This window comes from Bradyrhizobium iriomotense, from assembly GCF_030160715.1.
Lineage (GTDB): Bacteria > Pseudomonadota > Alphaproteobacteria > Rhizobiales > Xanthobacteraceae > Bradyrhizobium > Bradyrhizobium iriomotense.
The window spans coordinates 1-23,782 of the sequence record NZ_BSOW01000045.1; the positions used below are offsets into that span (position 1 = coordinate 1).

Here is a 23,782-nt window from a genome sequence, read left to right on the forward strand (position 1 = left end):
GAAAAATACGCCGCCGCTGCCGCGATTTCGGAATCACTTGCGCTTTTCGCGAGCGAGATCATCAGCGTTTGCGGAGCGCGATTTTGCACCGCCGTTGCTCTCATTCCGCTTTTGTAGTCCGCCATCTGTTGAACAATGTAGTTCGCTGGTAGTCCGGCGAGGTCAGCATTTTCTGGGCCGCCTTGACCATTCGCCCTATGACAAAAACCGCAAGCGAACACGTCGGGCTTCCTCCCGTGCGCAACGATATCGGGAAGCGCAGCATGGTCTTCGGGATGCCAGATCGGAGCCAGAAATAGATCGCGGGTTTGCGGAACGGTATAGGACGCGCGGCTGTCCGGAACCGATCGTGGCTTGCCATCGTCGGGCGCCGGTTTGAAGTCGGGCGGATTGACGGGATAGGCCCACGCGGGCGGACCTTCGCTTCGTGCCGGTTGAACGGCGAGCACGGCAATAAGCAACAGCAAGACAGCCGCGAGCTTGCGCATCTTAACCGCCACCGTTCTGACGCCTGATCCAAAAACTTATTACATGATGTCGCCTACGACAACTTCGAATCCTGAGCCCGTAAGAGGCTACGTCCGCCACGGGTCACGAGCGTCCCCCTGTGCGATAGATCACTGCCTGTCGACTTCCGCTATGCCCTGTTTGCGACTGAAGTCGTGCGGCGATGCAATACGACGCTAAGGGCCAACACCTGACTTATGCACCGCAGCAAAGAGAGGGCGCTACAGGATCACTTCGTCCGCGCGCGCGAGCAACTCGGGAGATAGTTGTAGGCCAAGTTGCCGAGCTGCCTTTTGGTTCACGACCAACTCAAATTCGGTTGGAATTTGAACTGGCAGTTCGGCTGGACTAGCGCCGCGCAAAATCCGGTCAATGTAGGAAGCGGCCCCAATAAATATCTTCTTGAAGTCGACGCCATACGATATCAGGCCGCCTGCTTCTACGAAGCCCCGAAGCGGATAAATTGCCGGAAGACGGGACTGTTCGATCAGGACTGTGAGATGAGCCCGTCGTCGGCTTGCTGCCGCGGCAACACATCCTAGTTGGACCATAATACGTGGCCGGCATCTTCCGCCCGGCCTTGTTGTCGTGATCAGATTGAAGGATGGTAATCGAGAGATTCGGGATTATCTCGTGATGCCTGCGTCCGGGATAGTTGGGCGGGACCTGAGGTTCAGCGAGAGGGACCGAGAGCGTTTCGACTTGCGACGATATGGGACCGTTGTTTCAGTAATCGAAGCGATCAAACGACGTTTGGGCGATATCAGGCGGTTGGGGATGGCCGCTTGAGCACCTTCGAGTTCATCCTATCGCGCGGGTGCCTCGTCCGAACATCCTGACGGCCGTCCGCCGTCGCGCATGCAGGACCGGTATCGCCACGGTTCAACAAAGTTGCCAGCCCACAAGCCTTTGACGCCACGTTCGGCATCACGTTGCGCCGCGGCGTAATGGCCTTTCGAATATTGTGGCCAATCGAGTGCGTGCCCGTTCGAGACCAGCCAATGGGCGATGTCTGGGCCGGGGTCTCCGATCTTGCAGACGGCGACAGTGCGGCCGTATCGGCCCGGGTCTTTCGGTGTGCAGATGACCGGCCGCGGGATCGCGTAGAGCAGGCCGGCGAGAGCTGTAGCAGCCTTTTGGCCGCACCGATAAAGCTCGCTGTCATCGCCGCGGCAGAGCTGATCGCTCTCAGGCGCGTCGATTCCCCACAATCGGATGCGCGTCCCGTGGATCTCGATTGTATCGGCATCGATCACACTGGCGCGGCCAACAATGTCCTGTGCGACAGCAGCCGGCAGAACGGCGAGCAGCGTCGCTACAGCGACGAGAGAAGCTGGGAGCCTCGTCAAAGGAGGGACACCGTGATGTCTTCTTTAGAGCTCCCACGCGCGACAATCTTCAACTCTGCGTCGGACAGCGGCCGCTGCAGCGCCTTGGCTTCATCCCATGGTGCCCGCAACCACACGTCCCATTGCTCGGCAGACGTCAGGATCACCGGCATCGCCTTTGGGTGGATTGGCTCGACCACGGAGTTAGGCGCGGTCGTCAGGAAGCCATAGACCTGATGCGGGCCGGGGATCGGCCTCGACTTTGTCCCGCGATCGCCGTTGAAAGTGGTCCAGATGCCGGCGAATGCGAACGGCGGTCGTGCGTCCGCGAGCGCAAACCAGACGACGCCCTTTTTCTTGGTCTCTGGGCTGGGCTCCGGCGCGTATTCGGCGAAACTATTGGCCGGCACCAGGCAACGGTTCTCCGGTTTGAGCCAGGCACGCCAGTGAGGCGACGAGGTGTTGCGGATGTTCGTCACAGGCGGACCGCCGGTGCGTGGTGGCGGCGGCATGCCCCAGCGCATCAACACCATCTCGCGTTCGCCATTGCCAGCATTGCGGATGATGGGCGCCGCGTAATCGGGAAACACGCCGGGCATTGGTGGCAGATTGGCCTCATAGCGACGGACCACACGGAAGAGGTCAGCAATCGCCGCCTGGTTAGTGGTGATGCTGTAGAGGTTGCACATGAACAAGGAGGGCTCTCAGGGGTGGACGCGCTTTGCGCCCCACCGGTATGATTTAACTACTCAGCGGGCTCGCGTCACTCAACTTTATTTCGGCAGGCGAACGGCCGCGTGTCGGAACCAGTCTTTCCTATTCGTCTTGAATCCTAGCCGCCCCCAACCCGGAGTTTTGCGTAAATGGCCCCCCGAGCCAATTGGAAAGGCTTCCTGCGTCTATCCCTCGTCACCTGTCCGGTCGCGCTGTATCCCGCCACGTCGGAGTCCGAGAAGATCTCGTTCAACCAGCTCAATAGGGCGACCGGCCACCGGATCAAATACCTCAAGGTCGACGCCGACACCGGCGACGAGGTGCCAAACGAAGACATCGTGAAGGGCTATCAGCTTGAGAAAGACCAGTTCATTGAGGTCAGCAAAGAAGAGCTTGAGGAGATAGCGCTTGAATCCACTCGCACCATTGATATCGACGAGTTCGTGGACAAATCCGACATTGACCCGCGCTACCTGATCCGCCCCTACTATCTGCGCCCCGATGGCAAGGTCGGCCACGACGCGTTTTCGGTGATCCGCGAGACCATCCGAGAGATGGACAAAGTCGCGATAGGGCGGGTGGTGCTGACCAACCGAGAGCACATCATAGCGCTCGAACCACTGGACAAGGGCCTCGTCGGAACGCTGCTGCGCTATCCGTACGAGGTGCGTTCGGAGCAGGAGTATTTCGACGAGATTCAAGACGTCAAAGTGACCAAGGACATGCTGGATCTCGCCAAGCACATCGTGAACCAAAAGTCCGGCTCGTTCGAGCCTGAAAAATTCGAGGACCACTACGAGACTGCGCTCATTGATCTCATCAACCAGAAGCGCGCCGGAAAGCCGATCACGCCTAAGGAGCGGCCGCGGGGCGAGAACGTGGTCGACTTGATGGAGGCGCTGCGGCGAAGCGTGGGCCAGGGGGCCGCGCCGGCTGCCAAGCCGAGCAAAAAGCCGCGCAAGGCCGCAAGTGGTCAGAAGGAAATGCTGATGCCGATCGAAGGCAAGAAGCCCAGGAAGGAAGCGGCGACCAAGAAGCCGGGCACACGGCCGCGGAAATCGGCCTAGTCGAGCTCGCACTCGGGACAGGCGTCGCCGATTGAGGCAAGCATCTCGTCAATGGTGGCTTCCGCCTCGGCAGGTGAAAGGCCGAAGGCCGGTTCTTCCCGAGCGACCAAGCGCGCGCGCTCATGCGCGTGTGGATCGGCGCGGTCCTTCATCCAGCCATGCTCTTCACATTCGCGAATGGCACCCGCTTCAAGTAAGACGCTTCGGGCCCAGCCCGCGACGGTGCGGATCGCCGGCTGCCGTTCCTTCATCATCAGCATTCGGTCCACTCCTGCCACGCGGGACGAATCCAGATCGCTCGCCTCCAGTTCCGACGAACTAGCACAGGGCAGGGATTCGCAAATGAGGGTGCTGCTGCTTGTCCACCTGTTCCGCCAGCGGCTGCGCAAGCTTTGTTTTCATGTCCGGCTTTATCGCCCATCCGATCATATCAGCTCGACTTGAGTCTTGCCCACGTCGTTCATTGCCCCGACAGGAACTTCGAAGGATCGGAGAAGTTGGCGATCTGGGCGGGATGCTGGACACGAGGCAAATGATCCGCCCCTTAGGCGCCGCCTTAGCGCTCTGCTGTTTATCCGCATCGGCGTTCGCCGAAACGTGTATTGCCTCTCATTATGGATATGGCGGTGGCCGAACCGCATCGGGCGAGCGGATGGATCCCCACGCAATGACCGCAGCGCATCGCAGCAGACCATTCGGCTCACAGGTCACGGTCACCTCGCAAGCAAGCGGCCGAAGTGTCACCGTCCGCATCAATGACCGCGGCCCATTCGTCAAGGGGCGCTGCATAGACCTGTCCACCAGTGCCGCCCGTGCGCTTGGGATGGCCGGGATTGAAATGGTGTCCCTTCGGTGAGGTACGAGATTTCAATCCCGGCGTGCGGCCTATGCGCCGGAAGGCAATAGCTATAGCTCGCGCTTCGTTGCCGGGTGACTGCGGTGCCTAGATCCCAAACTTCTGCTGGCCGCGGAGCTACGGATATTCGTTTTGCGCGTGACTGAAAACTGAGCGACAAGGAAAGTGTGGCCGCAGATGCCGGGGCCGTCAGTAACCTCGACGCGCCACTTGCTGTCTTGCCAAAATGGTCCCTCTGGTCCTTCGTTGAGAATTTGGCGGCTCAATTCGATTGCTGCTGCTTGGGCAGCTTCAATATCCGGAAGCTCCAGCCCGACGTCATCGAAGACGGAAATCCCGCCGTGTGCGTGGAAGAAGAAGCGAGTCATCTGCACGACTCCCTCTTGAAAGGGACGGCCGCGAGCACGCCTGATCTCGCTCCGCCAATGCCGGTGACAGATAGATAGACTAGCGGGCGGGCCGGAAGGCGGCTCTTTTGAGGCAGATGAATGCCCTTAAGTGGGTAGGTTTCTGATCAGAGCCCGAGGCGGCGGACTTCGCCTGGTCGAAGCGCATCTGATTTCACGCGCAGGCGGTGCTGTAAGAGCTTGGTGTTGTGGCCGTTGCCGACGACCAGCGCAACCGCTTCGGTCGCCTTCTCAGGTTCGACCGCGGCAACCCAGTATGACCTTTTCCCATCGGCCGAGATGACCGCGACGATGGGTAAGCGGACCATCATCAAGAGATTCCATACTGAAAAACCGCAGCTATGAGTTTTATGATTTGTCTAATCAAGGGATGGTTGTAGTTAAGGTTAGCGCCGGCGGTGAATTATTCCCTCGCGTATTGAGCCACGCCTACACTCACCAGAACCGCCAAAGCACGATCAAGAGCACCGCGAGCCCTGCGCAATCGGCGGCGATAAAGAACGCGTTTGTGTCCATGGCGCGGTCTAGCGCCGCGAAGAGAATGGCAACCCAAGCATAGGTCAGCGTACCGCTGCATCGCGGTATGGTCGTTAACCCATGTTGTTGGCTCACTTCTATCGGGAGGCGACTTACTAAACGGTGTTACTTACTCAATTTGCCCATGATACATGTAAATGCGTGTGGCGCGGCCTTGGCTCTACCGTTTCCCGAAATGTATGCGGAGAACGGAGTTGCACGTGAAGAAGCGCCGCCGCCTGCAACAAACTCAACCACTCGAAGAGAGACTAGCCAATCACGCGAAATGCCTACGCGCGGAAGCCCGAACACTTGCTCCGGGACGTCAGCGCGAGGCGATGCTTCGGAGAGCCCGACAGGATGAGGTCACCGTACATCTGTCCGAATGGCTAAGATCGTCGGGTCTCAAGTCGCCTGCATAGTCTCCTTTGGGAAGGCCGGGCGACGGCGGATGTACGCGCGCCCGAAAGTGTCACAGATCGTACCGCCATTGAAGCGGTGCCGCGCACGATTGGCAAAATAGCGACTCATAGGAAGGTCGAGACTGCGCGAGGTACCGCGCATCGTGATCTGGAAAGAGGCCGCTAACTGAGTCGGCTTTACTCGTCTCGATCTGGCAAGGGAATGATCTCGTAATGCTTGCGTCCAAGGAATGTGTCGGGGACCTCGAGCTTGAGCACCTCCAGTGCCTTTGCCACGACCTTCTGCGCCTTGGCTCGCTGCTCGATTATTTCGCTAGCCAAGTTGGTCGGACGGTAGATGGTGCGGCCCAGCTCCAACATGCAGCAATTAAATCCCGCTGGCTCCTCCGTTCAAGCGAAATAGCATTTTCTAATCGGCCGCATGGGGCGGGATCGAGCCGGCCGCGAGCCAGAGGAAAAGACACAAAATCCACCGCGCGACAGCGTCACGGGTGATGGATGAGATCGGTGCCGTGTCCTGTGGGGCAGGGGGCATGTGTTGGCCGTATTCCTTGCGGGGAGCCTGGCACTCCAAACCTGGGGAGCGTGTCCTTGCGGGGCCCCTTGGTCCAAGCGGCCAGAGACTGTCACCGCGGCCGGCGGTCTACAATGCACTGGTGGCAACCTTTCAGAGTCTCTGGCCGTTTGAGCGGCCTTGCTTCTGACTGGCGACAGCGCGTTGACGAGGGGCCGGCTTCGCACGTCATACGCGTAGTGCGTAAGCTAATGATCCGGCGCGTGAATTGCGAACTCGATTCACATAAGTTGGTGCGGGAACTTTCGGCAATGCCCAACTTTAGGGGCGTCGCCCCGGGGATGCGAGCCCAGGCCGGCGGCTTTTGTTTGTTTTGCAAATTGGGGATTGTCCGTGTTGAGCGAATTTGTTCTGCGCTGGCGAGCGCGGAATCTGTTGTTGGTCTGTCCTTCATGCAAAAGGACTGCCGACCCCGACCTCTTTCGCCGGGGGCGATACATGCTCGGTGAGCAAAGTCTTCAATGCAGCGAATGCAATGCCTCCAGCCCGGTGACCTATTGGCGCTTTGAGGGTGCTGGGTCCGCTTGCGGGAGGCCCGTGATCGCTACGCACTAAGATCAACCTCAGTTAGCGGCAAGAGGCGGACATAGGTGCCGCTCTCGTGCAGCTCCAGCCAGCCGCGTTCGATGGCGTGCTTTATCCCGGCGCCAAACTCCGGCCCGCTGGCTTTGAGCGAGTAGAGGAACGGCGCGCTGATCTTCTCGATGTGGATGCGGCCGTCCTGCACCGGCTCGATGCCGGCGGCGATCTCGAGCAGCTTGCGGGCGGCGGCTTCAGGGTCGGCGAAGGGACGTTCGGCGGTGAGCTTCATGAACTAGCCCTAGCGCGATTCGGGCTTGAGAAGATGCGCCCGCCGGTTCACGCTGGCGGCCCACTATCAAAGCAGAGAAGCGAGCGTTAGCAGGGCTATCGCTGTCAGCGCCCACGTCATCGCATGGAGCATCCACTGCCGGGCACGTGTCATCGGGTGCCTGCGGAATTGCTGATCCATCCGCAGCAGACGCACCGGATAACTGAGCCGGATTGCGCTAGATCAATAGAAAGAAAATACCAAGGCGGCAGCCGCGATCGGTCATTTTCTGTGTGCTTCAAATTGTGGTGCGCTAGATCCCACTACCACTTTTTCCCGGAATGCCATGCTAGCTTGTCTCCCGCATCACTCTCCTAGGGTCTGATGCGATCGGACGTTCTAAGTGCCCCGCCTTCGGACATTTCAAAGTACGCTGGGCAGAATTATTCAGTCCCCTGTTCTGCCCATTAACTCGGAGGCGGGACTTTTCATCGATAACCCATCGCGGCGGTCGGCGGCTTATTCCAGTTGAAGTCCGGCCGGACATCGGCGCCACGGCGGCCGCAGGCAGTGCAGGTAAAGCGGGGCTCGACATCCGACAGGCGCATTTCGTCCGGCCAGCGATCGGCGCTCAAAGCGACGTTGTGGCTGCACCGGTAGTCGGCGCAATAGATCAGGACGCCGCGCACGCCCATCTCGCGCATCTCGCCGAAGGTGATCTTGATCGGGCGACCATCGGGGAGGGTGGTGTTCTGGTGGCGGACTGGTCGACGCATGCCGCAATCAAAGCGGCGATGTAAGTAGCTCGCAAATTATCGATTCCTGGCGGCGTCAGTCAGCAGCGAGCTACTGCGGGTCGTAGGTGTGGAGAACTGGAAGCCACCCCGGGCCCTTTGTTTCGCCAGAGTTCTAACCCCATCCTTTCACGTTTCGAATTAATGGGGAGAATCGACGTGGCTACAGGCATTGTTAAGTGGTTTAACGCGACCAAAGGATTTGGCTTCATCCAGCCCGATGACGGCGGCCAGGATGTTTTCGTACATATCAGCGCAGTCGAGCGAGCCGGTCTCTCGGGGCTGGCTGAGGGGCAGAAGGTCTCTTATGAGATCCAGGTCGATCGGAAGCGCGGCAAGAGCAGCGCGGAAAATCTGCGCGTCTGATACACGCTCCGAAAGAGGCCGCGAACTGAGGCGGCCTTAAAACAAAGGTGGGCCCGGTATGCCTAGGAGGCCGAGCCCATAACCTCAGCAACGGCTGTACCGTCGTTCGGCTATGAATCGCTAAGTGGCAAGGCAAGCATTGGTTCCTGTTTGGTCCGGTTTGTTCGCTGCCACCTCGGTGATGGGCATTCGAAAGGGGTAATCCGTCCTTGTAATTGATTGAGGTCAGAACGTTACCCATCCTCGCTAGCTCTGACGCCTCTCGCAGAGTGATGAGGCGAGCTATGCACGTTCCAACGTTGGGTGATGTGTTTCTTGTGTCCGCGATCACAGGCATGGCCCTCCTGATCGCGATCGGCATTTTCATCGTTTTTGGCCTGATCTGAGGCCCCGACATCAAACCGGCTTGTTGGGCGCCCGGTTACTCTAGCGAGCATCATTGCGGTTGGAACCCGCACCGCGCTCATCATTTGGCTGGTCTTGGCATTTTGAGGCCGCCAACTGAGGCCCCAAGTTCCTTGATCGCGAGCGCAGAAAGCCTCGCCGGGTCGCGCACGCCGGTTTGCGCGATCTCGATTATTTTCTTGGCGATCATCTCGGCTAGCGGGTCGCTCCGGTCAACAAGGCCGATGGTGTGCAACGTCTTCTCGTAGGCCGTGGTCAACCGACTGATCTCGCCCGATCCCATCGGTAGATTTTGCAATAAGCGATAAATAGGCATGTGGTGCTCCCTTGCCTCCGGCGGGAGTGCGATCGATCTCTCGGTCACCGACGCCTACGGGGAGTGCCTGCCGGGATGTCAGGTAACCGGGCGCCGGCCAGGATTGTTCCTCGGGAGCTACTGCGTGTCGTGGGTGTGGACAAGAGGCCGCCAACTGAGGCGGCCTCAATGCATCGTCCCCGTATTTCGATAGACTAGGGAGACGCAGAACAGTCGGTCGATTGTGGAGCGAACCTCAACCGCCATATCGGGACGTTCGCTTCCAAAGACCGAATCTTTGGCCATCCCAATCAGCGTTTGCATCGCTTCGATTTCGGCGGCCTTTTGGTTGGGCAAATCCAATCCTTCCTCATCTGCAAAGAAGTCCCGGCCGCTTTGGATGTCGAAGAAATAGAGGGCCATGTCGAGCACTCCCCATAAGAGGCGGGAGCGCATAAAGCTCTCAGCCACCGGCGCCCAAGATCTCGTGCCAGTGATCTTCGACAACGAAGCGATCGGAGGGATAGTTTCTAGCTGGGCGGCTTCAATCCCGGAGACCTTAGCCACTCGCTAATATGCGAGGCAGTCTCCGCCTGCCGCGCCTTGCGGATAATCCGCTCGCGCTCGACGCCGTACGGTGTGCCCTGGGCCATCTTGCGCAGGCGGACGGCTTCTTGAGCGAGCCGTTCTTCGAGTGAGGAAGTCTGTGTAGTGCGACGCCGATTGAACATGGCGCCGCTCCCTGTGCGAGGGGGCGGGAGCGTAACAGGCGTTCTCATCACCGATAGATGCCACGGGTCGGGCGGTGATCCCAAGACCTTAGCACTGGAACCCATGGCGGGAACTAACACATGTGAATCCTGCGATTGGAGTTAGGACGCTCCCGAATTATCTCAGATCACCTTGAGCCATTGGGCGTCGTGGGTAGGGAAAGGCGTGCCGCCAACGAAGCAACCCTAGTCCTCCCAGATGCGTTCGCCGCACCGGCATTGGTACAGCCGGACGGTGTTGCCGTTACGGGTATCGAGAAAGGAATGGGCCAAGCGGGGAAAGGCCGCGCAGGTTGGGCAACGAGGGCCATGGTCCTGCGTCTGTTGTTTTGGGAGGTTCGCTTCCTTCCCTTCCGTCACCGCTCAACTCCTCCAGAGTCGAGTCATCCGAAACGCCTCAGCTCGGGGCTGGCGCCAATCTGAGGCCTTTGTGTCGGCGTCACGTTGTGGAAACGTGATCAGTGTTGCCAAACTCAGATTATTGCCGCTCGTTCCCGCAGATGAGGGCGAGGCCTCACCGTGCCTCGTGTCTTCCAGGGGCGGCTCGAAAGTTGGCCGGCCCAAGAAGATGTCAGGCAATGGCGCCTTCAAAAGCCGGACTGATGTGAGCAGCGCCTGGCGGGTTTCAGGAGCAGTGAGCGCACCGAACTTGAAGGCGAGATGCTCCAAGCGATCAAGTTCGCGAACATCAATCATCGTGGCCTCCCAGATGCGAGGGCACGCCTCGAGAAGACCAGAACTCCGCAAACCAGGCAAATTAAATTCTAGCAGTTGACTTTGATCTTCCGGGCGCCCGGGAGTCTGGCCGCGTGGGCGAGAGATCAGAGAACACAAAATCCACCGCGTGAAGGCCTCACGGGTGGTGGATCAGATCGGGCCGTGTCCGGGTGGTCACCATGGGCGGTGACCGAGACGCTGGCGGGCCTTTTCTAAGGGATGAACCAAATCGGCCCGCAGGCAGTTATGCGCTCAGTCGAAACGGCATTGAGGCGCTCCCATGGGAGTTGAGCGTATGCACCCGCCTCGTTATTGGCGGGATCGAGCTGAGGAGTTCCGCACGAAAGCTGACAACGCGGAGCACGGCCAGACCAAGGAAACACTGCGCAGGGCGGCCAAGAACTACGACGAACTAGCCGATCGCGCCGAGCAAATCCGGACCGTTCAAGACCTTGCAGAATAAGACGGCCTCGGCCTCTCAGTTGGCGGCGTTACTTATGTAGTCTTGCAAGCGCTCTTTGCACTCTTCTTGATCGGTTTAGAACAAGGCTGCTTTGAGCAAGGACCCGGTAGCTGTTTTCTAGGGTCTCAAGTAGGTGGCGAGCGGTTCTGTCCTTGGTATCGCTTCTTGCGTTCCGATAGCGCTCGGCAAGTTCAAGGCACTCTTTGCGCGTTTTCATCCGGGGCAACCAGGGGCCGCGAACAACGTTCCTAGATGAAATCAGGCCACTGGGGGTTTAAAAAACAGGCCAGCGTCCGCTTGACGTGCGCGCCCCGGATTCACGCCGGCGGGTTTCTATTTCCATCGACAGTGTTGCATCGAAGCTCTAGCAGCGCAGCCACATTGTCGCCATGATTGGTTCCAGCCGGTTCGGATCGACCAGCGCACTGGCACGGCTAGGCTCGGCACATCTTCGGCGGGGGCGTGTGCCGGGCCGCCAGCCCTGTTCGCACCCTGTGGATAAGCAGCGCGCAACTACAGCGCGAGAACAGAGGTTCGGCCCAGCTCATACCTCGAACGAGACGCGGCTTGCGCCGGTTACCGGGTGGTCGCCACGGGCGTTTACCGGGCGGACGCCGGTGCAGGATGGCGAGCTCGACCCGCGCTTGGTACGATCCGCCCTAATTCACTTAGTTGAATGCCAGGGCGGCCTATGCGGCGCATAGGTGTCTCATAGCCGAGCGACGGTATAGCCGCCGTTGAGGTTATGGGCCCGGGCTCCTAGGCATACAGGGCCCGCTCGTTCAACGCGCACACACGGGAGTGCGTGTCATGTACCTTCAGACATTCAGGGACGACCGCCGCTCCAGACACTTCGACTTGATTGGTGGAAAAGGACACCCCTGGTCAATTGACCTAGTCACGGTAACGGCTGCGGGCATTCTAGTGGTGGGCTTCGCGTGCGCCCTCGTGGCCCTATGGGTCCGCTAGCGGCACAGGAAACACAAATAGTCGCCGTGGCCGGGTGGTCACCCGCGGTATCTGTCGGCCGTACAATGCAGCGACCCCGCCTCGCCGGGAGCGTGGTAGGGCCGCCTGCTCTCCGGGCTGGGGCTGGGGGGGGCAGGAGCCAGCCGGGGGGCCTATGCATTTTATGCCAATGAAGCGGAAATCTAAAATTAACACTCCAATAATGGAGTGTCCTGGTCTGCCTCCGCGGGTGTCCTAACTAGGACAGTACCCTTGGCGGTCTTGACGTCGGAGGGCGCGCGGGAGTCTGCTCGGCCGCGTGGAGCGGGATCAGAACATCATCGATGAGCTCAAGCGGTTTGAGCGCATCTGCCTGGATCTGGCGCAGCAGAGCAGGTGCCCGGCGAGGCCGGCGCGCTACGCGAGCTCGCAGCGAACTATCGAAACGAGGCGGCGACGCTGGTCCAACATGGCCATGCTTGAGTTGCTCCAAGGCTTCGGCGCCGACTTGACCATTGATGGCTTTCGGTCGACCTTCAAGCACCGGCTACCCGAACGAGATGTCCGAGATGGCCTTTGCGCACAGCGTGTCCAACAAGGTCGAGGCCGCCTACCGCAGCGGTGACGTGCGCGAGAAGCAGCAGCGCCGGTTAATGGCCAATAGGGCAGCCTATTGTGCCAGGCCCGCCGGCGGAGAGGGAAAGCAACGTCGTGGCTAAACGAGCCGAGGCGATATGATCTTAAGCATTCACGCAGTTGTCGGCGGCGCCATCGCCAGCCTGTTCCCGTCGCACCCAGTCCTCGTTGCGGTTGCGGCCTTCGCAAGCCACTTTGCGATCGATGCGATTCCGCATTGGGATTATCCACTTCGAGCGATTAGGAAGCCCGGCGCTCACAATCGCCTGCTAGCGGATCCGAAGCTTTTTCGCGATTTGGCCCTTATCGGTTTCGATGCTTGCGCGGGTCTATTGATAGCAATTTGGCTTTTCGCGACGCCCGCGACGATTGGAGCGATCGTACTCGGCGCCTTCGCAGGGATGGCGCCCGACCCGCTGCAGGTCGTGCACAGCGTGTTTCCGAAGCAGCCCCTGACGACCTTGCAGCGCTTTCATAAATGGTTCCACACGAAGTGGAGGCTTAGGTGGCCGCTCGGCATCAGCTCGCAAGCACTCTTTGCCGCAACCGTATCCTGGATTGTTTTGACCGTCGGGTGAGGAGGCGACGTGGTGTCAATGAGGCTCTGAGTTAAGTCCGAGACAAATCTAGGATGGCGCCACTACAAAACGCGGCGTGTCGCGATCCGAGCGACCGCAAGGATATGCTTCACCGCCTCAGCCTCCAGCCGTATTCCTGATGGGGAATCGTGGCGGTGATGTCGACGTCTGTGCCGGCCGACAGTCGCCAAGCTGCCACCCCGACGCACAAGGTCAGGGTCAGCGCGGTGGCAAGCAAAAGCACTGAGACAAACTGGCTCACGCGCGTATACGCCTAGAAATCTAAGCGAGAGCGAGCACGGATTGCCGATTCGGAAAATGCAGATGCGCTGACGCACCGGCAAGTTTTCCCCAACTGACGGAGGGCGAGGGGGGCAAGGGCCTTCAGCGCAACAAGCTCCAAGCGATCGCCACGGCCAGAAGCGCCAGCATGCAGATGATCGTGCGGCGGCCGATGCGGTTCATGGGCAGGGAGATAAGGACGCTAATCGTCAGCGATTTTGGTCCAGTTGCCAGATGTGTCTTGCATGTCGCGGCGAACGGCCAACGTGTCCCAGTTGAGGCAGCGCCGAATATCCTTGGTCGCGTTGAATGTGCAGACCTCTTTCATGACGATCTTATCATTCATGTCCTTTATAACTTTGACGCCGGTTTCAACTCCATTCTTGTCGAGATAGGTCACAACGTTAAAGCAAAGCTTTAGCTCTGGCTGACACCCTCTCAACGTTCTTGGCTTGCCGTTGTTTTGCTTCGCAGATAGATCGATGGCAGCGTTGACGAATTCATTCCAGGTCGGAGGCGTAGCGGTAGCCTTTGCGCTCGGCGTGATGTCAACAGGGTCCGTGGTCTCAGTCTGTTGGGCCGGCGGCTGATCAGTCTGCGCCACTTGGGAAGGTTTCCTAACTAAGGAAACGCCCATTGACTGCAGGTCTGAAGGGCTTAGCCACACCATATCGGAAGGAGGAGTGACGACCATTCTGCCGATGATTGCGGCCGGAACACCCAACTCTTTGGCCATCCGCGCCATCGAAACAGTTGCCGCACCGGATCGCACCGTTTCCTCACCAGACTGATCTGACGCGCCATGAACACCGATGCGCGCGGTGTAGTTTGCGTATTTCGCATGGCCTGCTGCGAACACTAGAAAGCAGGCCGAGGCGCAAGTTGCTCCGTTTCCGACGTTCGTAACAATCTTTCCAAACCGAACAGCATCAGCAAGTTCCGCGCCCTCAAGGAGGCTGCCGCCTGGCGAATTCAATCTAATCGACGAAACAACTTTGCCCGCGTCATTGGCAGCTTTGACCGCGCTCTTGAAGGCCTCGGCGTCGCCATCGGTCAATTCTCCTGATATCAGGATCACCACGCGACCATCTTTCAATTGAGCTGACTTCAGCGAGGCGGCGGAAACCGCCGGGCACAAAGCCGTAAACAGCCAAATCGCCAAAATCCAATCCGGCCGCCGTGACGTGGGCACAATCCGCAAAAAATCTAAGAAAAATCCCCGAGCGGTCGGGCGAGCGCAAGGGGGCGCTGAGGTTTCACTAATCGATATCGTTGCCGTCGTCGTCTTCGTCGGCCCCACGAAATGGATCTTCCACGTACACCAAGCAACCCTCATAGAAGGAAATCGCGCCTCCCCGTAGAGGGCAGCCGGAATCTGAAGTCACATTGTGCGCTTCCGCCCACCGGTAGCCCGCGGCGTGACCAGAGCAATCGTCGGTACAGTCGTAGCCACCGAACTCGCGTGCCCGCGCGTCACGAGAGGATATCAAAGTGGCGAACGCGACGAGCGCCAGCGCGATCTGTCGGATCATCTCACGTACCCGGCGCCGCTGTGAGCTTAGTCCCCGGCTTGCGCGGCTTTGAGGTCTGAGCGGCTACTGCCGCAGCTTCTTGCTGCTTCTTCATCTCGGCGATCCTGGCCAGCTCTGCGCGTTTCGCGTCCGCCTCGTCCTCTCGGACGAGCAAGTAGCCTTTCTCGGCCATGCATCCGCGCGCGACCGTGTCGGCGGCGTTAGATCGGTCGGCTGCTGCAATGGCGCCCGCCAGACCGCCACTGGCGACGGTGACGCCCGAAAGGGCCGCCTTATTGCGCTCGCCAAGACAGGCGGTGCTGTCGACCTCAAATTGCGTTTGGAGAACCGGATTTTCACGGGCGGACTGTCCGTCGACGCGGATCCAGCCCATTTTCGGTGCGGCGGCGCACCCCCCTAAGGCGGCGCAAAGCACCGCAACCCCAACCGTACGCATGAGCAGCCCCCGACCGTTTTTCTTTCAGTTGCAATCCAAGCTCAACCGACGCGCGAGATCAATAGGTTGCACCCGCAATAACCACTACTTTGGGAAAAATATGCAAACGGGAGCGCGCCTAGGCGGGCGCGCCTCACCTGGCTTATGCCGCGGGGCGAACGGCCGGTGTCGTCTCGGCGGCTAAGGTCACAATTGGCGCGCGTCGATAGCGGCACATGACTGTCCCCCAAAGTGCGTGTTGAGCGTGATGTCGAAGGGCGGAAGAATCACAGCGTTAGCTGCGGCGACGTTGTTGCTGCTCGGCCCTTCGCTTGGCGGGTGCGCAACTTCAACCGCTGGCTCTTCACCGATGGACGCGCGGGCGGAGGCACCGGCGCGCCCGAAAACAAGCGGTTATCCGGCCGTAGAAGACGTGCCGCCGAGGCGCGGGCCTGCCATGACGGCCGACGAGCAATTGAAGCTCCAGAAAGAACTGGCCGCGGCGCGCGATCGTCAGACGTCAAAAGCCAGAGGCCAGGGTTCGGGCCCTGAACTCGCAAAACCCTGACAGCCCCGGTGACTGGACGGACGGCGGTTCACGCGGGCGGGCTCGTTACGTCCTAAGAGCGTCGACCGCGTGGGCGACTGGAATGCTAATGCTGAGTACGATCAAACAAACAATTGCGGCTTGAAATAACATCGGAGTGGCTTCTGTGGGGCGCAGGTGAGGTCTCTTATAAGCAGCGACATTTCGCCAGTATTTGGCCGAGCCGGCGGCGCCTCGGTGTTCACGTCGTTACAAGTTTGCAAGATTTGTTGGCCGGTGGCCCTCCACCACGCTTGTTGATACCGCTCCATCGCTGGGGCTGGGGGCTGTATAGCGATGGAGCGGGGAGTCAGGGGCTTCGATCGTACCAGCGCGGAAATCGACCGAGGTCCTCGACGCGCTCTAATTGCAATTGTGATTCTGGCCTGTTAGCGGCGAAAGCGTGCCGGCACCGCGTGATCGAGCAGTTCCCCGGCCCAAGTGAAATCAAGATTTCTCCGCTCTTTGGACCCCAATAACAGGGTACAGGTCGACAAGAACATTAAGAGGAGGCATTACCCAATGCCGACGAAAGACAGTTTTGATCCGGACTATCCTTTACCTCTCTTTCTCTCGGCCGATGAACCTGAGCAGCAGGGTATCTGGAAAGCTTTGGACAGAACGGTTATCTCGTCGCGAATCCTCAAGACGAGCATTTTGGCTGTAACTGCGACAGCGATCGGCGTCGCGATTCTATCGGTGGGAAATCCAGTGACGCTCTTTGCGGACGTCACGGCTTCGCTAATCGACAGATCAACGCTTCAGCCCGGCACCGATCAGCCGACGCCTACAATTCAATCAACCGCCGACGCTGAGGCTTTGCCGCCGACGGCAAAGGACGCGCCGACCCGCGACGAAATTGCTGCCGCTTCTGAACCCGCCGGTCAGCGTCAGACGGAAAACAGTGAGCCATCATCTGAAGCGCTGTTCAAGCAATATCAAGCTTGGGCGGCCGAGGAAGATACTCGTGCACAGGTTAAGCCCGTACAGCCCGTGCAAGATGCCCCAGCACAGGTCGTGGAAAATGCCCCAACACCTGTGCGGCCCGTGCAAAAGCACCGAAGGGTCCGGCCAGTACAAAATTCGCGGGCGGAGATCCGACATGTGCAGAAGCCTCGACAGGTCCGGCCCGTACAAGATGCACGAGCACAGGACCAGTCCGTGCAAAATGCCCAGGCACCATCGTTCTTGGAAAGCTTAAACCCGCTTAGAGCAAGCCCGCCCCAGCGTGGTCCTTGAACAGCTCGGCATCCCTGACGTAGCCGCGCAGAGTGTCCACAGATTTGTGGCGGCTCACGTCCATCATCTTGAAGACTGACGCTCCCTTGCCCGCCGCGAAGGTCAGGAAGCCCGATCGCAGCGAATGCCCTGAATAAGCGCGGCATCGAGACCGGCGCGCTCCGCATAAGCCTTCACAAGGTGGGTGACGGAACGACACGTCAAGCGCGAAGGACGCACCGTGCCGCCCTTGTCGATGGGGCGGAACATCGGGCCGCCGCGCAACCACGTACGTCGCGCGGCGTTAAAGCTTAGCGCTGATGGCCGAGGCCAATGCCCAACTGAAACGCCTTTTGCCTCAGAGCACCAATCGTACGCTTGGTCTCCTTGGAGATTTTCACGACAGGGGTTCTTGCCTTCGAGTGCTTCTTGAGATCTCTCAGATCAGCAGCTGTCCATTCGCGGCGACCGAATGAGTTGCTCTTCTTTGCTCTAGTAGTTCTCAACGCTTAGCTCCGTTTTTGATAGAGACGGCGCTGCTATCAACACTGGGCCAAGTCCGCAACTTACAATTCGGATATCAACAGAGAGTGAAATGCTAAGCATAGGCTTGAGCACTTTATTAGTTGGCCCTGTCGACCAGTCCCGAGCCGACGTGGTGCCGGCGTGCAGATTTTGTCAACAGCCGATGTCTAGAGTCCCGACGGATCGATGCCGTTCTGCCGCAGCCGCCGCCTCACGGCCGCGGGGTCGGCGCCGCGCGCGATCGCGTCGCGCGCCTGCACTAGCGGGTCGGTGGTCGAGGCTCCGAGTACTCGGGCGGAAGCGCTCGCGCCATACTTCGCGTCGAAATCTTTGGCCAGGTTCGGATTCTGACGCAGTAGCTGGACGGCGCCCGGCGGGATGCCATTTGCCGGAGCAGTCGGCGCGGCCGGTTCTGTGTACATCCTGATCGTGTTTTCGATCTGGTGAAGTTGCTGCACCAGCTTCGTTCGCTCGGCCGGCGCTGTGTTGGGATCCGCGACCAACTGGCGTATCTGCTCATGGTCGCCTTGGAGAGCCTTCACGATAGTCGGGATTTTCGCCGCCTCGGTCTCCGGATTGCTGAGGGCGTTGCCCTGCGGCAGCAAGTCATTCACCCACTGCTGTGCCTGAACCGTCTGTCGGCCGGGTGCGCCGAGCAGAACAGCGCGCGCTTGATTATTGCGGATGTCCTGCGACGATCGTGCCCGCTGAATGCCAGGTGCAATTTCGGAGGAACCGGTAGCTGCCTTGAGTACGGTAGTCGCGCCGGGTAGCGATCCGAAGTCCTCGTTGAAGTACGTCGCGAGCTTGGGGCCGATACCGGAAGTCGTTGCTGCGTCAGTGGCCGCTTGGCTCTTGGATGCATCGCCAACCACCAGTGGTGTCGACGCGCTCGAGCGCACGTTGTTGTCGCGAGCTTGGGCCAGGGCCGCATCCGTGCTCACCGGTTGGAATCCGGTCGCCGACAACGTGCGGCCGTCGGGCAGAATTGCGGTTCGACCGCCGTCGCGAGAAATTGCAGTTTGGCCTGTACGCGGCTCGATCAAAGTCTGCTCTGGCAGATCGAGACCGGCCTTCTTCAGGATGCGGGGATCGACGTTGCCGAGCGGATCTAGCGACGTCTGACCAGGCTGCGCTGCGGCGGCCTGTCGACGGAGCATGTTCGCGACCACATTGTCGGAAGTCATGGGCGCTTCGCCACCGACCGCCTGCGACTTGGGAACATAGTGAGCCACGCCGTTGTCATCGAGGACGGGTGTCAACGTTCTCTGGTCGATCGCCAGTTGAGTGTCCCGGGCGCGATCCGACGCGATGCGTTGCGCTTCGAGTTGGGTCCGATTGTTCATGCCGGTGGTCGCAATTGCATTGCCGAGCGACCGACGCTGGCCGATCGCGGTGTTTGCCGCGGAACCGCCGGCGCCCATCATCGAAATCGCGAGGCGTGGATCATCAAAGTCTGATGCGTGGTTGGCTGCGGCGAGGCGGCCATAGTCTGCGGCGTCTTGGCCGGTCTTCCCGGCGAGAACGCCGTAATAGCCGATATCGTTTCGATTTCCGGCCCGGACCGCGGCCGCTAAGGGCTCTGCATTGTCGTTTTCGCGCTTCAGACCGAACGCCTTCTGACGATAAACCTCCTTCTCCGCCTGGTCGCCATAAATAGCTTCGCCGAGCCGCGACAGCGAATCGCCGAGCGCGGAGTTTTCTTCGTAAGCGTTGATGATGCGGGGCATTCCGTCGTTACCGCTTGATAATGAAGTTCATGACAATCGATTTCGGCTGGTTGTTGTGCGCCAGCGATCCCCCCGTGCTGTTGAGGCTGATGCCGGTCGTCGCCGACGCGGTATTGAAGCTGAGCGAAGTCGTGTTCGCCGACGCCGCGAGTTCGAGGTTGCCCGGTGTGGACGAGAGACCCGTCGGGATCTGAACGTTGTGTACGTGGCCTGGATCGCTAACGCCGTGGGTGTGCGACGGCATCTCCGGCGTCGTGGTAACGTGCGAAAGCTCGCCACCGGTCGCGCCAGGGGTCTGCGCGTCCAGGATCGGTGAGAACCGGCCTGTCGATGATGCGGTGCCAGACGCGGCCGCCGAAAGCGTCAACGTGGTCCCGGAAATCACGTTGATCTTCGTCCCGTTCGGCACATTTGGGTGCGATACGTACATGCCGACGAACAGGCCAGTTGCCGAACCGACGGTCGCCGCAGTGCTGCCACTCGTGAGTGCGATATTGGTAGAAACTTGCAGCACGTTCGACGCGCTACCGCCGGCGTTGTCGCGCCCGACGGCGACATATGCCCGGTTCGGCAGGCCGAACGTCGTCGAGCCGTCGCCAACGCCGTAGGGTGCGAACACCAGGGCGGTGCTCGCGGTCGTGGTTGCGTTCTGCGACAGCGTAACCTGCGTGCTGTTATCAACCGACTGCACGACGGTGCCGGCCGGAATGCCGGTGCCGCTGACGGGCATGCCTGGCGAAATAGGGCTGCCGCTGCCGTTGGTGGTGTCGCTTAGCCCGGTGACGACGGGCGAAGCGTTGGTGAGTGTTCCATTCTGCCGGATTGTGATCGCGTTGAACAGGTTGACGTCGGTCACGCGGTTCTTGTTCGAGCCATCGCAGTAGTACCAGCCGATCGGCAGCGAAAGCGCCGCGGTTTCCTTGACGTCGCCGGACTGGAAACCAAGCGAGGTGGTGCCGAGCAAGTTGTTCTGCGCCGTGGCGTCGGCTGCCGTCAGCAGCGCGCGGCCCGCCGCGGTGCTGTCGGAAATCGCGGAAGACAGGTGCGTATGCGACGTCGCCGCCTTGCCGGTGTCGAGTGCCTGCAGCGACGTTTGCACATCGCTGGTGAGCGTGCCGGAGGGCGTGACGGCGATCAAACTTGCGGCGACAAGCGCGATTGTCGAAAAATCAACGATCAGCACCCATTTGCCGGCGGCGAGATCGGTGGCAAAGACACCGGAGGTGTGGGCGACCAGGCAGCGATAGAACGCACTGCCATGAGTGACGCTTGCGTTCACCGCGTACGTTGTCGAAGTGACCCAGGGGAGCGCCGGCGCCAGGCCGGCGGTCTGCAGCGCTGGAGACAGCGTGTCGAACGTGACAGAGCCGTTTTTTAGGGCGCCGTCGTCGCGTTGGATCTGAGCGAGATTTGTACGAGTCGCGTCAAGGGTCGCTTTGACGTTGTTCAGCTCGCCGTCGATCGCAGACCCTGGCGGTGGCAGGGTCGGATTGGTGGCTTGGAAGTTGGTGAAGCTGAAAGATCGATTATAGGCCGGCGGCTGAGACACGGGGCATCCTCGAGAGGAGAGACGCCGCCGGCGACGCGACTAAATCGGCCAGGAGAGAATTGTACTCTAGAGGAAGTTTTTCATCAACGGCTGTCAGCACGTCGGCTGTCGGAGGTAGACCGGAAACTGCTGGCGCTTGCCCCCCCTTTTGACCCTTAGCTGATGCAGTGCGTCATCATCGCTGCTTCCGCTCTTGGGCGTAGACGAGACAAGCGGCCGGTGGCTTCTGAAGCCGCTCACCGAGAAAGACACCGAGACCTCGACCGATTGCGCCATCATCCCGGAAAAGTTCGCGCCCCTCGTCTTCGACGGCAAGCTGCATTTAGGTATGTCGCGTTTGGAGGTAGTCCCGGCGCTGGGACCGCCGTCGAAGTTGGAAGCTGCTCAGATGGTGTATTCTCACGTCGGAAAGCTCGCAGGCGGTTTCGATGAGACCGCATGGCTCATTCTCCGATTTCGTGAGGAAAAGCTCGTGTCCATGCGCGGCGGCAAGACCACGACGAATTAAAGTGGCTGCTAGCAGCGTTCATGCTTCACAGCGTGATGCGGGCGAGTCACGCTCGCTCCCGCACGATCCCCATCAAATACCCCATCTTCTCCACCACCTTCGGCGAGAGCAAGCCCGGGGCACTTGGTCATCCACTTTGGCTTCGATGCCCCCGAAGCAGCGGCCGAACTGACCCAAGGTGATGAGCAGCCGGGATCAAAAGTTCGACGTTTGCGGATGCGATTGAATCCGTCTGTCGCCTCATGTCGCCTTTGACGGGTAAATCGGACCTACCTAAGAGCGGTCCAAAACGACGCGATTGGCCCGTTTAAGACCTTGGGTAGGCACTGAAGATGTCCGCTCATCGGGGCTGACCGGAAGTCATCGCGGGCATGCCATTCACCAATACGAAATTTCATGTGGCGCCCCCCAACGCGAAGCAGTAGACGGTATCGACGGGGTTCTTCGCGAAGCCCGGCGGTGGAGCGCAAAGGTGATTGCGGCCGTCGGGATTATCCCTGTTCCGCTCTATTTTCTGGGGTGGAATGAGAATGTATTTCCCATCCTCCCGGCGCTTCGCATAGATCTTGCCGTCGACGGATTTGATTTCGGTCGGGTAGCAGTCCGCATTGTTGCAACAGCTGAACGCCGGATTATCAGGCATGTGCCACGTCGAATAAAACCTCTCGTGCAGAAGCTGATCCTGAGCGGGATGGTGGCGATGAGCGGCCTGGTTCTGCTCACCTTCCTGCGCATGGACGAGCGTTGCCAGCAAGCCAAGAGTACTCGAGAGGAGGAGCTTGCAAAGAAGGTTCAAGGCGCAGTCTCCTTGCTCACAACTGCAAAATGGTGCGCAATCTCCGGATGATCGTTGCTACAACGGTCTGAGGCCGCCTGGAATCGGAATAGCCCGTCGGCGATCGCGCTCGCGACGCATCCTGAACCGATCGAGACACTTCTTCGAATAGAGCTCGGTTCGCCAGGAGTAGTACCGGATCAGGCCAAACTTTAGCAGGTTTAGCCTGAAATGTCGTCTATTGGCCGATTCTGTTGAAAAAGTCCCATGTGGCGCGCATGCCTATTTTCTAAAGGTTACTGATGCGCTCGATGTCGTTCGACGCGGAGGGCCACGTCATTCCGCGCAGGATCGCTGTGAGGTCTTCCTAGCTTTACCGCGAAGGCTCTTATAACCTTTACTCGACCTGCGCTGATTTCGGCGAGATTCTTGCGGCCGTAGTACTTTTGACTTTTTCAACAGTATCGACCCGAAGCTGACATCGGGTGCCTCATAGTGGCGGGAAATTGCTCGAATGAAATACGAAAAGCCGGTGGTGCTGACCTCGTCGCCCGAGGAGCGCGAGGCCAGCGCAACTGTGCCTAAACATCAGCTTCGGAGGAACGCAAGCAGGTCAGCGTTGACTTGGTCGGCATGCGTGGCGGTGAGGCCATGCGGTGCGCCGGGGTAGTAAATCTCCTTGGCACCCTTGATGAGCTTGGCCGACTTCCTGGCCGAGTCCTTGACCGGGACGATCTGGTCATCCTCGCCGTGCAGCACGAGCGTCGGCACGTCGAATTTCTTGAGGTCCGGGGTGAAGTCGGTCTCGGAGAACGCCTTAATGCTCTCATAGGCGTTCTTCGCTCCGGCCTGCATGCTCCAGAGCCAGAATTGGTCGAGGATGCCCTGGGAGACTTTGGCGCCAGGGCGGTTGGCTCCATAGAATGCTACAGCAAGATCCTTGTAGTACTGCGAGCGGTCGCCCGCGACACCGGCGCGGATCTTATCGAATACCTCCATCGGCAGACCCTCGGGATTTGCTTCGCTCTTCAGCATGATTGGCGGCACGGCTGCGACAAGTACCGCTTTCTTCACGCGCTTGCTTCCATGCCGACCGATGTATCGAGCAACTTCGCCGCCGCCCGTGGAGTGACCGACCAGCGTTGCCCCATTGAGATCAAGGGCCTCAATGACGGCGGCGAGATCGTCGGCATAACCATCCATGTCGTTATGCGCCGATGCTTGGCTTGAGCGGCCGTGCCCGCGACGGTCGACGCCTATGCAACGATACCCGTGCTGGGCAAGAAATAACATCTGCCCGTCCCAGGCGTCGGAGTTCAGCGGCCAACCGTGGGAGAATGTGATCACGGGCCCCGTACCCCAGTCCTTGTAATAGATCTCTGTGCCGTCTTTGGTTGTGATCGTGCTCATCTTGGCTACTCCTTTGTTTGGGTGAGAGAAGAGCGGTGTTTGCCGCTGGACTGTTAGGCTGCCGTTGATGTGCCGGATCCTACCGAACCGGGTCCGCAA

26 protein-coding genes are annotated in these 23,782 nt (G+C 59.7%); 7 read left to right on the forward strand and 19 right to left on the reverse strand.

Features of this window, described 5'->3' with window-relative positions:
- From QQL28_RS40010 to QQL28_RS40020, 4 genes are all read right to left on the reverse strand, one after another.
- The coding region (locus tag QQL28_RS40010) for a c-type cytochrome (RefSeq protein WP_348522556.1) at nucleotides 1-488 on the reverse strand (488 nt) is incomplete at its 3' end.
- A gap of 240 nt (nucleotides 489-728) precedes the next feature.
- The gene (locus QQL28_RS46390) at nucleotides 729-1,058 is read right to left on the reverse strand and encodes an ABC transporter substrate binding protein (RefSeq protein ID WP_431309721.1); all 330 of its coding nucleotides are present in this window, start codon (nucleotides 1,056-1,058) and stop codon (nucleotides 729-731) included.
- A 255-nt stretch (nucleotides 1,059-1,313) separates the two neighbouring features.
- Complete coding sequence (locus QQL28_RS40015; RefSeq protein WP_284274529.1) at nucleotides 1,314-1,763, reverse strand: thermonuclease family protein; 450 nt, start codon at nucleotides 1,761-1,763, stop codon at nucleotides 1,314-1,316.
- 89 nt (nucleotides 1,764-1,852) lie between these two features.
- Complete coding sequence (locus QQL28_RS40020; RefSeq protein ID WP_284274531.1) at nucleotides 1,853-2,524, reverse strand: SOS response-associated peptidase; 672 nt, start codon at nucleotides 2,522-2,524, stop codon at nucleotides 1,853-1,855.
- A 174-nt stretch (nucleotides 2,525-2,698) separates the two neighbouring features.
- Here QQL28_RS40020 and ku point away from each other — a divergent pair, with 174 nt between their 5' ends.
- Nucleotides 2,699-3,616 (forward strand): non-homologous end joining protein Ku, encoded by a 918-nt coding sequence (gene ku / locus QQL28_RS40025; protein ID WP_284274533.1) that lies wholly within the window; start codon nucleotides 2,699-2,701, stop codon nucleotides 3,614-3,616.
- Here ku and QQL28_RS40030 read toward each other — a convergent pair.
- Nucleotides 3,613-3,876 carry a hypothetical protein gene (locus QQL28_RS40030; protein WP_284274535.1) on the reverse strand — a complete coding sequence of 88 codons (264 nt, stop codon included), beginning with the start codon at nucleotides 3,874-3,876 and terminating at the stop codon, nucleotides 3,613-3,615. The two genes, ku and QQL28_RS40030, sit on opposite strands and share 4 nt — an antisense overlap.
- 272 nt (nucleotides 3,877-4,148) lie before the next feature.
- Here QQL28_RS40030 and QQL28_RS40035 point away from each other — a divergent pair, with 272 nt between their 5' ends.
- Nucleotides 4,149-4,472, forward strand: coding sequence for a septal ring lytic transglycosylase RlpA family protein (locus tag QQL28_RS40035; protein ID WP_284274643.1), 324 nt, complete (start codon nucleotides 4,149-4,151; stop codon nucleotides 4,470-4,472).
- A gap of 50 nt (nucleotides 4,473-4,522) precedes the next feature.
- On the opposite strand, the gene QQL28_RS40040 is transcribed toward QQL28_RS40035, so the two are convergent.
- The 5 genes from QQL28_RS40040 to QQL28_RS40065 all read right to left on the reverse strand — a co-directional run bounded on the left by QQL28_RS40040 (nucleotide 4,523) and on the right by QQL28_RS40065 (nucleotide 7,957).
- The gene (locus QQL28_RS40040) at nucleotides 4,523-4,840 is read right to left on the reverse strand and encodes a DUF6894 family protein (RefSeq protein WP_284274537.1); all 318 of its coding nucleotides are present in this window, start codon (nucleotides 4,838-4,840) and stop codon (nucleotides 4,523-4,525) included.
- Between the two features lie 146 nt (nucleotides 4,841-4,986).
- Nucleotides 4,987-5,190: a hypothetical protein gene (locus tag QQL28_RS40045; RefSeq protein ID WP_284274539.1), complete on the reverse strand. Its 204-nt coding sequence runs from the start codon at nucleotides 5,188-5,190 to the stop codon at nucleotides 4,987-4,989.
- Nucleotides 5,191-5,994: 804 nt separating this feature from the next.
- Nucleotides 5,995-6,177, reverse strand: coding sequence for a hypothetical protein (locus QQL28_RS40055; protein WP_284274546.1), 183 nt, complete (start codon nucleotides 6,175-6,177; stop codon nucleotides 5,995-5,997).
- 758 nt (nucleotides 6,178-6,935) lie between these two features.
- Nucleotides 6,936-7,202 (reverse strand): hypothetical protein, encoded by a 267-nt coding sequence (locus QQL28_RS40060; RefSeq protein ID WP_284274548.1) that lies wholly within the window; start codon nucleotides 7,200-7,202, stop codon nucleotides 6,936-6,938.
- 467 nt (nucleotides 7,203-7,669) lie between these two features.
- Nucleotides 7,670-7,957, reverse strand: coding sequence for a hypothetical protein (locus QQL28_RS40065; protein ID WP_284274550.1), 288 nt, complete (start codon nucleotides 7,955-7,957; stop codon nucleotides 7,670-7,672).
- A gap of 177 nt (nucleotides 7,958-8,134) precedes the next feature.
- Here QQL28_RS40065 and QQL28_RS40070 point away from each other — a divergent pair, with 177 nt between their 5' ends.
- The gene (locus QQL28_RS40070; protein WP_097668860.1) at nucleotides 8,135-8,341 is read left to right on the forward strand and encodes a cold-shock protein; all 207 of its coding nucleotides are present in this window, start codon (nucleotides 8,135-8,137) and stop codon (nucleotides 8,339-8,341) included.
- A gap of 466 nt (nucleotides 8,342-8,807) precedes the next feature.
- On the opposite strand, the gene QQL28_RS40075 is transcribed toward QQL28_RS40070, so the two are convergent.
- The 3 genes from QQL28_RS40075 to QQL28_RS40090 form a co-directional block, all read right to left on the reverse strand.
- On the reverse strand, nucleotides 8,808-9,062 hold the full coding sequence (locus tag QQL28_RS40075) for a hypothetical protein (protein ID WP_284274556.1): 255 nt from the start codon (nucleotides 9,060-9,062) through the stop codon (nucleotides 8,808-8,810).
- Between the two features lie 165 nt (nucleotides 9,063-9,227).
- Entirely contained in the window at nucleotides 9,228-9,464 is a 237-nt protein-coding gene (locus QQL28_RS40080) for a DUF6894 family protein (protein ID WP_284274557.1), read from the reverse strand.
- 710 nt (nucleotides 9,465-10,174) lie between these two features.
- Nucleotides 10,175-10,507 carry a hypothetical protein gene (locus tag QQL28_RS40090; RefSeq protein ID WP_284274560.1) on the reverse strand — a complete coding sequence of 111 codons (333 nt, stop codon included), beginning with the start codon at nucleotides 10,505-10,507 and terminating at the stop codon, nucleotides 10,175-10,177.
- Nucleotides 10,508-12,673: 2,166 nt separating this feature from the next.
- Here QQL28_RS40090 and QQL28_RS40095 point away from each other — a divergent pair.
- Nucleotides 12,674-13,153 carry a hypothetical protein gene (locus tag QQL28_RS40095; protein ID WP_284274562.1) on the forward strand — a complete coding sequence of 160 codons (480 nt, stop codon included), beginning with the start codon at nucleotides 12,674-12,676 and terminating at the stop codon, nucleotides 13,151-13,153.
- 484 nt (nucleotides 13,154-13,637) lie between these two features.
- On the opposite strand, the gene QQL28_RS40100 is transcribed toward QQL28_RS40095, so the two are convergent.
- The 3 genes from QQL28_RS40100 to QQL28_RS40110 form a co-directional block, all read right to left on the reverse strand.
- Nucleotides 13,638-14,597 carry a COG3904 family protein gene (locus QQL28_RS40100; RefSeq protein WP_284274564.1) on the reverse strand — a complete coding sequence of 320 codons (960 nt, stop codon included), beginning with the start codon at nucleotides 14,595-14,597 and terminating at the stop codon, nucleotides 13,638-13,640.
- A 97-nt stretch (nucleotides 14,598-14,694) separates the two neighbouring features.
- Entirely contained in the window at nucleotides 14,695-14,967 is a 273-nt protein-coding gene (locus QQL28_RS40105) for a hypothetical protein (protein ID WP_348522557.1), read from the reverse strand.
- A gap of 1 nt (nucleotide 14,968) precedes the next feature.
- Nucleotides 14,969-15,403: a hypothetical protein gene (locus QQL28_RS40110; protein WP_284274565.1), complete on the reverse strand. Its 435-nt coding sequence runs from the start codon at nucleotides 15,401-15,403 to the stop codon at nucleotides 14,969-14,971.
- Nucleotides 15,404-16,490: 1,087 nt separating this feature from the next.
- Between QQL28_RS40110 and QQL28_RS40115 the strand changes: the two genes are divergently transcribed.
- Nucleotides 16,491-17,207, forward strand: a complete 717-nt coding sequence (locus QQL28_RS40115; protein WP_284274567.1) for a hypothetical protein — start codon at nucleotides 16,491-16,493, stop codon at nucleotides 17,205-17,207.
- Nucleotides 17,208-17,878: 671 nt separating this feature from the next.
- Here the strand turns inward: QQL28_RS40115 and QQL28_RS40120 are convergent.
- Together QQL28_RS40120 and QQL28_RS40125 are read right to left on the reverse strand one after the other, a co-directional pair.
- Nucleotides 17,879-19,441, reverse strand: coding sequence for a hypothetical protein (locus QQL28_RS40120; RefSeq protein ID WP_284274569.1), 1,563 nt, complete (start codon nucleotides 19,439-19,441; stop codon nucleotides 17,879-17,881).
- A gap of 7 nt (nucleotides 19,442-19,448) precedes the next feature.
- Entirely contained in the window at nucleotides 19,449-20,990 is a 1,542-nt protein-coding gene (locus QQL28_RS40125; RefSeq protein WP_284274574.1) for a hypothetical protein, read from the reverse strand.
- Nucleotides 20,991-21,183: 193 nt separating this feature from the next.
- On the opposite strand from QQL28_RS40125, the gene QQL28_RS40130 reads away from it, so the two are divergent.
- Both QQL28_RS40130 and QQL28_RS40135 read left to right on the forward strand, forming a co-directional pair.
- Nucleotides 21,184-21,498, forward strand: coding sequence for a hypothetical protein (locus tag QQL28_RS40130; protein WP_284274575.1), 315 nt, complete (start codon nucleotides 21,184-21,186; stop codon nucleotides 21,496-21,498).
- Nucleotides 21,499-21,970: 472 nt separating this feature from the next.
- A complete protein-coding gene (locus tag QQL28_RS40135; RefSeq protein ID WP_284274577.1) occupies nucleotides 21,971-22,345 on the forward strand; it encodes a hypothetical protein in 375 nt (124 codons plus the stop codon).
- Nucleotides 22,346-22,861: 516 nt separating this feature from the next.
- On the opposite strand, the gene QQL28_RS40140 is transcribed toward QQL28_RS40135, so the two are convergent.
- Nucleotides 22,862-23,683: an alpha/beta fold hydrolase gene (locus QQL28_RS40140; RefSeq protein ID WP_284274578.1), complete on the reverse strand. Its 822-nt coding sequence runs from the start codon at nucleotides 23,681-23,683 to the stop codon at nucleotides 22,862-22,864.
- Nucleotides 23,684-23,782: the final 99 nt, after the last annotated feature.

Coding starts and splice junctions, on each gene's coding strand:
- QQL28_RS46390 (WP_431309721.1), bottom strand. CDS start 1,058: ATGGTCCAACTAGGATGTGTTGCCGCGGCAGCAAGCCGACGACGGGCT.
- QQL28_RS40020 (WP_284274531.1), bottom strand. CDS start 2,524: ATGTGCAACCTCTACAGCATCACCACTAACCAGGCGGCGATTGCTGAC.
- ku (WP_284274533.1), top strand. CDS start 2,699: ATGGCCCCCCGAGCCAATTGGAAAGGCTTCCTGCGTCTATCCCTCGTC.
- QQL28_RS40030 (WP_284274535.1), bottom strand. CDS start 3,876: ATGCTGATGATGAAGGAACGGCAGCCGGCGATCCGCACCGTCGCGGGC.
- QQL28_RS40035 (WP_284274643.1), top strand. CDS start 4,149: ATGATCCGCCCCTTAGGCGCCGCCTTAGCGCTCTGCTGTTTATCCGCA.
- QQL28_RS40040 (WP_284274537.1), bottom strand. CDS start 4,840: ATGACTCGCTTCTTCTTCCACGCACACGGCGGGATTTCCGTCTTCGAT.
- QQL28_RS40045 (WP_284274539.1), bottom strand. CDS start 5,190: ATGATGGTCCGCTTACCCATCGTCGCGGTCATCTCGGCCGATGGGAAA.
- QQL28_RS40055 (WP_284274546.1), bottom strand. CDS start 6,177: ATGTTGGAGCTGGGCCGCACCATCTACCGTCCGACCAACTTGGCTAGC.
- QQL28_RS40060 (WP_284274548.1), bottom strand. CDS start 7,202: ATGAAGCTCACCGCCGAACGTCCCTTCGCCGACCCTGAAGCCGCCGCC.
- QQL28_RS40065 (WP_284274550.1), bottom strand. CDS start 7,957: ATGCGTCGACCAGTCCGCCACCAGAACACCACCCTCCCCGATGGTCGC.
- QQL28_RS40075 (WP_284274556.1), bottom strand. CDS start 9,062: ATGCCTATTTATCGCTTATTGCAAAATCTACCGATGGGATCGGGCGAG.
- QQL28_RS40080 (WP_284274557.1), bottom strand. CDS start 9,464: ATGGCCCTCTATTTCTTCGACATCCAAAGCGGCCGGGACTTCTTTGCA.
- QQL28_RS40090 (WP_284274560.1), bottom strand. CDS start 10,507: ATGATTGATGTTCGCGAACTTGATCGCTTGGAGCATCTCGCCTTCAAG.
- QQL28_RS40095 (WP_284274562.1), top strand. CDS start 12,674: ATGATCTTAAGCATTCACGCAGTTGTCGGCGGCGCCATCGCCAGCCTG.
- QQL28_RS40105 (WP_348522557.1), bottom strand. CDS start 14,967: ATGATCCGACAGATCGCGCTGGCGCTCGTCGCGTTCGCCACTTTGATA.
- QQL28_RS40110 (WP_284274565.1), bottom strand. CDS start 15,403: ATGCGTACGGTTGGGGTTGCGGTGCTTTGCGCCGCCTTAGGGGGGTGC.
- QQL28_RS40115 (WP_284274567.1), top strand. CDS start 16,491: ATGCCGACGAAAGACAGTTTTGATCCGGACTATCCTTTACCTCTCTTT.
- QQL28_RS40120 (WP_284274569.1), bottom strand. CDS start 19,441: ATGCCCCGCATCATCAACGCTTACGAAGAAAACTCCGCGCTCGGCGAT.
- QQL28_RS40140 (WP_284274578.1), bottom strand. CDS start 23,683: ATGAGCACGATCACAACCAAAGACGGCACAGAGATCTATTACAAGGAC.